Origin of the sequence: Micromonospora noduli (assembly GCF_003264365.1) — a bacterium.
Lineage (GTDB): Bacteria > Actinomycetota > Actinomycetes > Mycobacteriales > Micromonosporaceae > Micromonospora > Micromonospora noduli.
In genome coordinates this window covers 1-8,956 of the sequence record NZ_PYAK01000106.1, presented here as the reverse complement: position 1 = coordinate 8,956, position 8,956 = coordinate 1, and the positions used below count along the sequence as shown (strand labels likewise).

At 71.2% G+C, this 8,956-nt stretch carries 12 protein-coding genes; 4 read left to right on the top strand and 8 right to left on the bottom strand.

Going from position 1 to position 8,956, the window contains the following annotated elements; genetic code table 11:
• Positions 1-93: 93 nt before the first annotated feature.
• The 8 genes from GUI43_RS34125 to GUI43_RS32595 form a co-directional block, all read right to left on the bottom strand.
• Positions 94-261: a hypothetical protein gene (locus GUI43_RS34125; RefSeq protein ID WP_167457741.1), complete on the bottom strand. Its 168-nt coding sequence runs from the start codon at positions 259-261 to the stop codon at positions 94-96.
• Positions 262-438: 177 nt separating this feature from the next.
• Positions 439-1,047: a hypothetical protein gene (locus GUI43_RS32625; RefSeq protein WP_112589136.1), complete on the bottom strand. Its 609-nt coding sequence runs from the start codon at positions 1,045-1,047 to the stop codon at positions 439-441.
• Positions 1,048-1,126: 79 nt separating this feature from the next.
• The gene (locus GUI43_RS32620) at positions 1,127-1,525 is read right to left on the bottom strand and encodes a Fur family transcriptional regulator (protein ID WP_091409697.1); all 399 of its coding nucleotides are present in this window, start codon (positions 1,523-1,525) and stop codon (positions 1,127-1,129) included.
• Positions 1,522-1,821, bottom strand: coding sequence for an ArsR/SmtB family transcription factor (locus tag GUI43_RS32615; RefSeq protein ID WP_030338189.1), 300 nt, complete (start codon positions 1,819-1,821; stop codon positions 1,522-1,524). Before GUI43_RS32615 ends, GUI43_RS32620 begins: the two co-directional genes overlap by 4 nt.
• A 43-nt stretch (positions 1,822-1,864) precedes the next feature.
• Positions 1,865-2,731: a metal ABC transporter permease gene (locus GUI43_RS32610; protein WP_091409693.1), complete on the bottom strand. Its 867-nt coding sequence runs from the start codon at positions 2,729-2,731 to the stop codon at positions 1,865-1,867.
• 3 nt (positions 2,732-2,734) lie between these two features.
• The gene (locus GUI43_RS32605) at positions 2,735-3,496 is read right to left on the bottom strand and encodes a metal ABC transporter ATP-binding protein (RefSeq protein ID WP_091409689.1); all 762 of its coding nucleotides are present in this window, start codon (positions 3,494-3,496) and stop codon (positions 2,735-2,737) included.
• Complete coding sequence (locus GUI43_RS32600) at positions 3,493-4,437, bottom strand: metal ABC transporter substrate-binding protein (RefSeq protein ID WP_112700630.1); 945 nt, start codon at positions 4,435-4,437, stop codon at positions 3,493-3,495. Before GUI43_RS32600 ends, GUI43_RS32605 begins: the two co-directional genes overlap by 4 nt.
• A gap of 54 nt (positions 4,438-4,491) precedes the next feature.
• Positions 4,492-4,749 carry a hypothetical protein gene (locus GUI43_RS32595; RefSeq protein ID WP_112589140.1) on the bottom strand — a complete coding sequence of 86 codons (258 nt, stop codon included), beginning with the start codon at positions 4,747-4,749 and terminating at the stop codon, positions 4,492-4,494.
• Between the two features lie 29 nt (positions 4,750-4,778).
• Here GUI43_RS32595 and GUI43_RS32590 point away from each other — a divergent pair, with 29 nt between their 5' ends.
• From GUI43_RS32590 to dusB, 4 genes are all read left to right on the top strand, one after another.
• Positions 4,779-5,120 (top strand): antibiotic biosynthesis monooxygenase family protein, encoded by a 342-nt coding sequence (locus GUI43_RS32590; RefSeq protein ID WP_112589142.1) that lies wholly within the window; start codon positions 4,779-4,781, stop codon positions 5,118-5,120.
• 24 nt (positions 5,121-5,144) lie between these two features.
• Positions 5,145-5,624: a hypothetical protein gene (locus GUI43_RS32585; protein ID WP_112700628.1), complete on the top strand. Its 480-nt coding sequence runs from the start codon at positions 5,145-5,147 to the stop codon at positions 5,622-5,624.
• 114 nt (positions 5,625-5,738) lie between these two features.
• On the top strand, positions 5,739-7,118 hold the full coding sequence (locus GUI43_RS32580; RefSeq protein WP_091409675.1) for a glycine--tRNA ligase: 1,380 nt from the start codon (positions 5,739-5,741) through the stop codon (positions 7,116-7,118).
• Positions 7,119-7,182: 64 nt separating this feature from the next.
• On the top strand, positions 7,183-8,355 hold the full coding sequence (gene dusB / locus GUI43_RS32575) for a tRNA dihydrouridine synthase DusB (RefSeq protein WP_112589146.1): 1,173 nt from the start codon (positions 7,183-7,185) through the stop codon (positions 8,353-8,355).
• Positions 8,356-8,956 lie beyond the last annotated feature (601 nt).

Here is an 8,956-nt window from a genome sequence, read left to right as displayed (position 1 = left end):
CGCGCGGGCTCGCCGCCGCGCGGGCTCGCCGCCGCGCGGGCTGACGGTCGCGCGGATCGGCCGCCGCGCGGTCGCGCAGATCGGCGCTGTCGGTCAGCGGGAGACCGCCCAGGCCAGCACTCCCGCCAGGATCAGACCGTTGAGCGCGGCCAGGGCCAGGTACGCCGCGGGTGGGATCTTCTTGCCCCGGCGGAGGAAGGAGACCAGGACGGCGGCGTAGCCGAGCAGCAGGACGGCGATGACGACGAGGAAGTAGAACACCCGACGACCTTAACGACACCCGCGTCGGGCTGGACCTGCGCCCGGCCGGCTCTCGGTGCCCTTTCGGGTGGACAAGTACTCGTGAGCCGTATACCAGGGAGTCATATTTATACCTCTGAGGTATATCGCTTACCGGAGTGGCGCTGCCCCGACGGGCGGGCGTGCCGGCGAACGACCTCAGCGGCCCCGGCCGCGTAGGCCGAGTTGGCGCAGTTCCAAGGCGGCCAGGGCGTCGACAGTCGCGTCGTCGCCGCGCCGCCACGCCTCGGCGACATCCGGACCGATCCGGGTCAGTTTGCCCAGTGGCTGGGTGGCCAGCGCGCGCAGGGCGAGCAGGTCCCGGCCGGCTGGCCCGGCGGCCAGCTTCGTCGCCGATCCGGCCCGGCGCATCCAGCGGAGCCGCAGCGGCAGCCAGCCGAACAGCACGATGCCGAGCGGGAAGATCAGCACCGCGATGGCGAGGGCCAGGGCGAGCTGGTCGACCAATTGCTGCTGGTCGCGCCCGGCGTCGGCGAGCGATCGGGCGGCCTCGGCGGCGCGCTGGAACGGTGCGGTGAGTTCGTCGCCGACCAGTGGCACCCGGCCGACCTTGCTGCCGGCGTCACCCAGGTTGTCGGCGAGCCCACTGCCGGCGCCCTCCAACTTCTGCCCCGGCACGGCGAGCTTCTGCACCAGGTCGTGCAGCCACAGCGCGCCGCGGATCGCCGCGTACACCCAGGCGACGACGAGCAGGTCGGTGAGCAACTGACGGGCGGCGGTCGGAAACCGATCGGCATAGATTTTCACGCCGGCCAGCGTGCCACGAACGCCCCGCCCGGTGTAGCCGTGAAGTGAGCCCGGATCGCGATCGACCGGGCGATGGTGGTCAGCGCGGGCAGGTCGGGCAGGTGCCGAAGATCTCCAGGGTGTGGCTGACGTCGGCGTAGCCGTGCTGTGCGGCGACCCGATCGGCCCAACTCTCCACGGCCGGGCCGGCCACCTCGACCGTACGCCCGCACACCCGGCAGACCAGGTGGTGGTGGTGCCCCTCGCTGCACCGGCGGTAGAGGTGCTCGCCGCCCGGCGGACGCATCACGTCGATCTCACCGGCGTCGGCGAGCCCCTGGAGGGTGCGGTAGACGGTGGTCAGGCCGACCCGCTCGCCGCGCTGCCGCAGCATCGCGTGCAGGTCCTGCGCGCTGTGGAAGCCCTCCATCTCGCCCAGCAGCGCGCTCACCGCCGAACGCTGCCGGGTGTTGCGCACCGCGGCGCTGCTCTCGCTCATGATCCCTCCCCGGCGTGGCTGACCGCGTCGGCCACGATGTGCGCGACGTGCTCGTCGACGAGGCTGTAGGCGATCTCCCGGCCTCGGCGGGAGCCGCGCACCACCCCCGCTCCGCGCAACACCCGCAGGTGCTGGGAGACCAGTGGTTGCGCCGCGCCGAGCTTCTCCACCAACTCGTGCACGCACCGCTCGCCGCCGGCCAGCTCACTGACGATGGCCAGCCGAATGGGAGCGGACAGGGCGCGGAGCAGCTCGCTGGCCCCGTCGAACCCGTCGTAGCCCGTCGCGCTGGTCATCCTGCAACGGTAACCAATACCACCGACGTCGCGCTGACCAGGCTCAGCTCAGCACGACCTCGTGAGGTTCCGGTGTCGGCGCGGCGGTGGGCGTCGTCCGACGGCGCACGACCCGCCAGACAGCGCCGGCGACGGCCACCACCAGGAAGGACGCGATCGCCACCAGCACCACCGAGGCGCCCGGTGCGGTGTCCGCCGTGGCCGCCACCCAGACACCCGAGCCGGCGGCGAAGAAACCGAGAGCCATCGCGGCGGCCATCGTGCTGCGGAAGCCCCGGGTGACCTGCTGGGCGGTGGCGACCGGCACCACCATCAACGCGCTGATCAGCAGCACGCCGACGGCCCGCATGGCGATGGTCACTGTGACAGCGGTGGCGACCGCGATCAGCAGGTTCAGCGTGCGGACCGGCAGGCCGGAGACCCGGGCGTACTCCTCGTCGTGACTGACCGCGAAGAGCGCCGGCCGCAACGCGATCATCGTGACCAGGATCGCCGCGCCGAGCAGCGCGATGGTGGTCAGGTCGGCGGGCGAGATGGTGGTCAGCGACCCGAACAGGTAGGCGTTGAGGTTCGCGCTGGTCGCGTCGGAGAGGCCAACCAGGAGTACGCCGCCCGCGATGCCGCCGTAGAAGAGCAGGGCCAGAGCCAGGTCACCGGAGGTACGCCCACGGGCCCGGACGATCTCGATGGCGATCGCGCCGATGGTGGCGGCGATCACCGCGACCAGCACCGGTGAGCGGTTGAGCAGCAGCCCCGCCCCGACGCCGGTCAGCGCCACGTGCCCCACTCCATCGCCGATCAGCGCCAGCCGGCGCTGCACCAGATAGATGCCGAGCGCCGGCGCGGCCAAGCCGATCACCAGTGCGCCGATCAGGGCGCGCTGCATGTAGGGGTACTGGAAGAGTTCCATGGGTCAGTTGCTCCACAGCCCGGCGGGCTCGTCGTAGCAGTGCGGGTGCACGTGGTCGTGGTCGGGCTCCGCGTGATGGCCGGCCGGGTCCGGCACCGCGCCGTCGTGGGCGATGCGACCCTCGTGGACAACGACGGCCCGGCTGATCACCGGTCGCAGCGGGCCCAACTCGTGGGCGACGAGAAGCACCGTTCCGCCGTCGCCGACGAAGTCGCGCAGCGCGCCGGCGAACGCCTCCTGGCTGGCCGCGTCCACCCCGGCGGTGGGCTCGTCGAGAACCAGCAGCTCCGGCTGGCCGGCCAGGGCCCGGGCGATCAGGGTGCGCTGCTGCTGGCCGCCGGAGAGCGTGGACACCGGGTCACCGGCCCGGTCGGCGAGCCCGACCGCGCCCAACGCGGCGTCGACGGCGGACCGGTCGGCTCGACCCGGCGGACGCAGCACCCCCCGACGGGCCAGCCGGCCGGAGGCCACCACCTCGCGGACGGTCGCCGGTACGCCGCCGCCGGCGCCCAGCCGTTGCGGGACGTACCCGATGCGTGCCCACTGTCGGAACCGGCGCAACGGCCGGTCGAAGAGGGTGACCGAGCCGGCGCTGATCGGCACCAGCCCGAGCACGGCGCGGATCAGGGTGGACTTGCCCGAGCCGTTGGCGCCGAGGATCGCGACCACCTCGCCGGCGGTCACGGTGAGCGAGATGTCCCGGAGTACTGGGCGGCCGTCGTAGCCGACCACCCCGTGCTCGACGGTGATGACAGGTGAGGTCACGAGCAGCTCAAGGCCGTCTGCAGGGTCCGCAGGTTGGTGCGCATCACCGAAAGGTAGTCCCCGTTGCTGCCAGCGGCGAGCCCTTCGATCGGGTCGAGCACGGCGGTCTTCGCGCCGACCTGACCGGCGATGGTCTCGGCCACCTTCGGGCTGACCAGGGTCTCGAAGAAGATCGTGGTGGCCTGGTGCTCCTTGGCCTCCTCGATCACGTGCGCGAGGCGCTGCGGCGAGGGCTCGACGTCCGGGCTCATCCCGGTGATGCCGACCTGGTCCAGCTGGTAGCGGTCGGCGAGGTAGCCGAACGCGGCGTGGCTGGTCACGATCTCCCGCCGCTGGCAGGTCGCCAGACCGTGCTTGAACTCGCCGTCCAGGGCCGTCAGGTCGGCGCGCAGGGCGGCCGCCCGGGCGGTGTAGTCGGCGGCGTGGTCCGGGTCGGCCTTGCCGAGGCGCTGGGCGAGCTGGTCGCCGATGCCGGCCAGCCGGGTCGGGTCGAGCCAGACGTGCGGGTCCTTGCCGCCGCTCTCCTCGGCGTGCCCCTCCTCGCCCTCGTGGTCATGCCCGCCGGCGGACGCGTCCAACAGCGGCTGCACGCTGGTCACGTCGAACGCCCGGTCGCCGCCGTTCTGGGCCACGGCGTCGTCCACCGCCGGCTGGAACCCCTTGAGGTAGACGATCAGCTCCGCGTCGCTGACCTCACCGACCTGGCTCGGGTTGAGTTCCAGGTCGTGCGGCTCGGCGCCGGGCTTGGCCAGGTTGGTGACCCGGACCGCGTCGCCGCCGATCCGCTCGGCCAGGAACTGGAGGGGGTAGAACGCGGCCACCACGTCGACTCGCTGGGGGTCGGCGCCGGCGGCACCGCCGGTGGAGCAGCCGGCCCCGGCGCCCAGGGCGAGGAGGGCGGTCGCGGCGGCCAGGACACGGTACGTGGCGCGGTTGGTCATGTCGTCAACTGTCCGTGGCAACGATAATGATTGTCAAAAACGCATGCTTGCATGTCAGAGGAGCTTCGCGAGGCCCACCGTCACCAGCAGGGTGAGCATCACCAGCCGGATCACCCGGGTCTGCGGCGCCTGAACCGCCCAGGTCGTCGCCAACAGGGCGATCAGGACCCCGGCGAGCGCGAGCGTGAGCAGCCCGCCGATCACCCCGGGCGTGAAGAACGCCACCAGCACCACCACCAGGGTGAGCAGAAACACCGACGTCGGGTTCGCCCCGGCCAACCGGGCGAGCAGAGGGCGCTGCGTACGCTGCATCCCACAGACTCTACGAGGAGGAACCCCCGGTGCTGGTGACCAACCGGTTCGTGGTCGACGTCGATGCCGCCGACGGCTTCACCGAACGGGCGCACGCCGCCCTCACCGCGCTGGCCGCCCGGCCCGGCTACCTGCGCGGCCAACTGGTCCGGGCGCTGGACGACCCCCGGCACTGGTCACTGGTCACCGAATGGGAGTCGGTCGGCACGTACCGGCGGGCGCTGGGCGCCTTCGAGGTCAAGGTCAGCGCCGTGCCGCTGCTCGCCGAGTCCGTCGACGAGCCCTCCGCCTACGAGGCGCTGGCCACCGCCGCCCCGGGCGGGGCCGTGGTCGTCGCCGAGAGTGATCGGGCTGCGGGTCCTTACCGCTGAGCCGCCGGACACTACGCTGCTCCTATGACCGCACCCGCCCCGCCACCCGGTCCCGGGGTGGCTCCGCCGTTCGCCGCGCCGCCCACCGAGGGCCGCCGGACTCGGCTCTGGATCGGCCTCGGCGTCGGCGCGCTCGCCGTGGTGCTCTGCTGCGGCGGGGGTGGCACCGCCGTCGTCGGCCTGGCCGTCAGCGGAGTCCAGGCGATCCGGGAACAGGCCCGCACCGTGACCGGCGACTACTACCAGGCGCTGGTTGAGCGGAACTACGGGCGGGCGTACGACCAGCTCTGCGACGACGCGCAGCGGCGTGAGTCCCGGCCGGAGTTCGAGCGGCGCGCCGCCGCCAAACCGCAGGTGACCGCGTTCCGGGTGGGTGAGGTGGACACCACCTACCTGACCGTGCCGGTCGACGTGACCCTCGACGGCGGCGACCGGGAGCGGCAACAGGTCAGCCTCGGGCAGGACGGGCAGACCGGCGGCGTGGAGGTCTGCGAGGTCAGCTGACCCGTCCCCGGTATTCTGCTGGGCTCGGGGCGACGGTGGTCGTACCGTTGTCCCGAACCGACCGTTCCATCCACATCTCGCCCCCGCCGACCGCCAGCCGGCGTAGGAGGAAACATGCCAGCCGACCGTATCGATGCCGTCGTCAGCCTCGCCAAGCGCCGAGGCTTCGTCTTCCCCTCCAGTGAGATCTACGGAGGCACCCGATCGGCGTGGGACTACGGTCCGCTCGGCGTGGAGCTCAAGGAGAACGTCCGCCGGCAGTGGTGGAAGACCATGGTCCAGCAGCGCGACGACGTCGTCGGCCTGGATTCCGCGGTGATCCTGTCCCGCAAGGTGTGGGAGGCGTCCGGCCACATCGCCGAGTTCGTCGACCCGCTCACCGAGTGCCAGTTCTGTCACAAGCGGTTCCGGGCTGACCACCTGGAAGAGGCGTACGCCGAGAAGCACGGCAAGCCGCTCACCTCACTGGCCGAGCTGAACTGCCCGAACTGCGGCAACAAGGGCACCTTCACCGAGCCGAAGATGTTCAACGGCCTCATGAAGACCTACCTGGGTCCGGTGGAGAGCGACGAGGGGCTGCACTACCTGCGCCCGGAGACCGCGCAGGGCATCTTCGTCAACTACAAGAACGTCGAGACGGTCGCCCGCAAGAAGCCGCCGTTCGGCATCGCGCAGACCGGCAAGTCGTTCCGCAACGAGATCACCCCGGGCAACTTCATCTTCCGGACCCGCGAGTTCGAGCAGATGGAGATGGAGTTCTTCGTCGAGCCGGGCACCGACGAGCAGTGGCACGAGTACTGGCTCCAGGAGCGCTGGAACTGGTACCTCGACCTCGGTCTCTCGGCGGACAATCTGCGCCTGTTCGAGCACCCCAAGGAGAAGCTGTCGCACTACTCGAAGCGGACTGTGGACATCGAGTACCGCTTCCAGTTCGGTGGCACCGAGTTCGCCGAGCTTGAGGGTGTCGCCAACCGCACCGACTTCGACCTCTCCACGCACAGCAAGCACTCCGGCGTCGACCTGTCGTACTTCGACCAGAGCAAGAGTGAGCGCTGGATGCCGTACGTCATCGAGCCGGCCGCGGGTCTGACCCGCGCCGTGCTCGCCTTCCTGCTGGAGGCGTACGACGAGGACGAGGCGCCGAACACCAAGGGCGGCGTGGACAAGCGCACCGTGATGCGGTTCGACCCGAGGCTCGCCCCGGTGAAGGTGGCGGTGTTGCCGCTGTCCCGCAACGAGGCGCTGTCGCCCAAGGCCAAGGACCTCGCGACGCTGCTGCGCAAGCGCTGGGTGGTGGAGTTCGACGACTCGCAGGCGATCGGGCGTCGCTACCGTCGGCAGGACGAGATCGGCACCCCGTTCTGTGTGACTGTCGACTTCGACACCCTGGACGACAACGCGGTGACGGTGCGCAACCGGGACACCATGGCCCAGGAGCGCGTCTCCCTGGACCAGGTCGAGCGCTACCTGATCGAGCGTCTCCCCGGCTGCTGAGACTCTGCGCACGGGGTCTCGGCCGACGCGATAAGCGCCGGTCGGGGCCCCGTACACTTGTCCGGTGACTGCCTCGACCGTGCCCGCGCTGCGCCCGCTGACTCTCGGCCAGCACCAGGTGTGGCCGCCGGTCGTGCTCGCGCCGATGGCCGGGATCACCAACATCGGGTTCCGTCGGCTCTGTCGCGAGCAGGGCGGCGGCATCTACGTCTGCGAGATGATCACCACTCGGGCGCTGGTCGAGCGCAATCCGAAGACGCTGCGCATGATCGCGTTCGGCGACGACGAGAAGCCCCGCAGTCTCCAGCTCTACGGCACCGATCCAGAGATCACCGCCGCCGCCGTGCGGATCGTCGTCGAGCGCAACCTGGCCGATCACATCGACCTCAACTTCGGCTGTCCGGTCCCCAAGGTCACCCGGCGTGGTGGCGGCGCGGCGCTACCGTGGCGGCGCCGGCTGTTCGCGCGACTCGTGCGGGCCGCGGTGGCTGCCGCGTCACCGGCCGGCGTGCCGGTCACTGTCAAGATGCGCAAGGGCATCGACGACGACCACCTGACGTACGTCGAAGCCGGGCTGGCCGCCCAGGAGGCCGGCGTGGCCGCGGTGGCCCTGCACGGGCGCACGGCGTCGCAGCGCTACTCGGGCACCGCCGACTGGGACGCGATCGCCACCCTGAAGCAGGCCCTCGACGTGCCGGTGCTCGGCAACGGCGACATCTGGGAGGCCGACGACGCACTGCGCATGGTGGCCCACACCGGCGTGGACGGCGTGGTCATCGGGCGCGGCTGCCTGGGCCGACCGTGGCTCTTCGCCGACCTGGAGGCCGCCTTCAACGGTCGGCCGGAGCGGCGGCTGCCCACCCTGGGCGAGGTGGCGGTGACCATGCGCCGGCACGCCGAGCTGCTGGTCGACCAGTTCACGGCCGGCGCCCGCAACCCGGCCCGAGGTGAACGGGACGGCTGCACCGACTTCCGCAAGCACGTCGCCTGGTACCTCAAGGGCTTCCCGGTCGGCGGTGAGCTGCGGCGCTCGTTGGCGATGATCGAAAGCCTGGCCCAGCTCGACGACCTGCTCGGCAAGCTCGACCCGGCGGAGCCGTTCCCGATGGCCGCCCTCGGGCAGCCGCGCGGTCGTACCAACTCACCCGGCAAAGTCTTCCTACCGGAGGGCTGGCTGGCCAGCCGGGACGACGACACGGTCCCCGAGGGTGCCGAGATGGACGACTCCGGCGGCTGAGCCCTGGTCGGCTGGGTTCCCTGGTCCTGGGGGTTGGCTGTGCGCCCTGGGCCGCGGCGGCTGGCTGAGCCCCTGGCCGGTCGGGCGGAAGCGGTCCGCCAGCGTCCCTCCGGAACGGGGGCCCGAAGCAAAGTCGGTGCCGGCGCGCCGGTCATCCCCGAGCCCCTCGGTGGTGGCGGTCGGTCTCGGTCGGTCTTTCCTCGACACCTCCGCGCGGAGGCTGGGCAGATTAGTGTGGCGCCCTATCGAGCTGATGTCGTGAACGAATCACCAGTTCGGCTCGGTTGAGCCATGCCTCTGATTCGTCTACGACATCAGCTCCAAAGGACCCGTCACGCGGTCCGGGGGGTGGCCCGCTGTGGTCGGGTGGTTGGCCGGGTGGGTGGCTTGCCGGGGGTGGGTGGCCTGGTCAGCTCGGTTGACCCCGACTTCGTTTGAGCCTGCCGAGGGCGCGTGGACAGTGACCCGGTCATGCCGAAGGGCCGGACCCTGGTGGGGGTCCGGCCCTTCGGTTATGTGGTGCGGGGTCAGCTGGTGGCGTAGCCGCGGGTGGCGATCCAGTCGGCGAGGTGCTCGACGCTGATCTGGTAGGCGGCCTGGT

Bases quoted from the DNA above. Each gene is read 5' to 3' on its own strand.
- GUI43_RS32620 (WP_091409697.1), bottom strand. From the start codon at position 1,525: ATGAGCGAGAGCAGCGCCGCGGTGCGCAACACCCGGCAGCGTTCGGCG.
- GUI43_RS32615 (WP_030338189.1), bottom strand. From the start codon at position 1,821: ATGACCAGCGCGACGGGCTACGACGGGTTCGACGGGGCCAGCGAGCTG.
- GUI43_RS32610 (WP_091409693.1), bottom strand. From the start codon at position 2,731: ATGGAACTCTTCCAGTACCCCTACATGCAGCGCGCCCTGATCGGCGCA.
- GUI43_RS32600 (WP_112700630.1), bottom strand. From the start codon at position 4,437: ATGACCAACCGCGCCACGTACCGTGTCCTGGCCGCCGCGACCGCCCTC.
- GUI43_RS32595 (WP_112589140.1), bottom strand. From the start codon at position 4,749: ATGCAGCGTACGCAGCGCCCTCTGCTCGCCCGGTTGGCCGGGGCGAAC.
- GUI43_RS32585 (WP_112700628.1), top strand. From the start codon at position 5,145: ATGACCGCACCCGCCCCGCCACCCGGTCCCGGGGTGGCTCCGCCGTTC.
- GUI43_RS32580 (WP_091409675.1), top strand. From the start codon at position 5,739: ATGCCAGCCGACCGTATCGATGCCGTCGTCAGCCTCGCCAAGCGCCGA.